Source organism: Streptomyces sp. LARHCF249 (genome assembly GCF_052871255.1).
The window spans coordinates 1-795 of sequence record NZ_JBIXJQ010000040.1; the positions used below are offsets into that span (position 1 = coordinate 1).

Consider the following 795-nt stretch of genomic DNA (forward strand, 5'->3'; position numbering starts at 1 on the left):
GCCGTGCGGGGATCAGTAGCGGTAGTGGTCGGGCTTGTACGGGCCCTCGACCTTGACGCCGATGTAGTCGGCCTGCTCGGGACGCAGGGTGGTGAGCCTGACGCCCAGCGCGTCCAGGTGCAGGCGGGCGACCTTCTCGTCGAGGTGCTTGGGAAGCACGTACACGTCGGTCGGGTACTCGGACGGCTTGGTGAACAGCTCGATCTGGGCCAGGGTCTGGTCCGCGAAGGAGTTCGACATCACGAACGAGGGGTGGCCGGTCGCGTTGCCCAGGTTCAGCAGACGCCCCTCGGACAGCACGATCAGGACCTTGCCGTCGGGGAACTTCCACGTGTGGACCTGCGGCTTGACCTCGTCCTTGACGATGCCCTCGATCTTCGCCAGACCCGCCATGTCGATCTCGTTGTCGAAGTGGCCGATGTTGCCCACGATCGCCTGGTGCTTCATCTTGGCCATGTCCGCGGCCATGATGATGTCCTTGTTGCCGGTCGTGGTGATGAAGATGTCCGCCGTCTCCACCACATCGTCCAGCGTGGCGACCTGGTAGCCGTCCATCGCCGCCTGCAGCGCGCAGATCGGGTCGATCTCCGTGACGATCACCCGCGCGCCCTGGCCGCGCAGCGACTCCGCACACCCCTTGCCGACATCGCCGTACCCGCACACGACTGCGACCTTGCCGCCGATCAGGACGTCCGTCGCCCGGTTGATGCCGTCGATCAGGGAGTGGCGGCAGCCGTACTTGTTGTCGAACTTCGACTTCGTCACGGCATCGTTCACGTTGATCGCCGGGAAGAG

1 protein-coding gene is annotated in these 795 nt (G+C 65.0%); it reads right to left on the minus strand.

Annotation, left to right across the window (positions count from 1 at the left end; all coding sequences use genetic code 11):
- Positions 1–12: 12 nt before the first annotated feature.
- On the minus strand, positions 13–795 hold a 783-nt coding region (locus tag ACIPUC_RS37285; RefSeq protein ID WP_446594881.1), incomplete at its 5' end, for an adenosylhomocysteinase.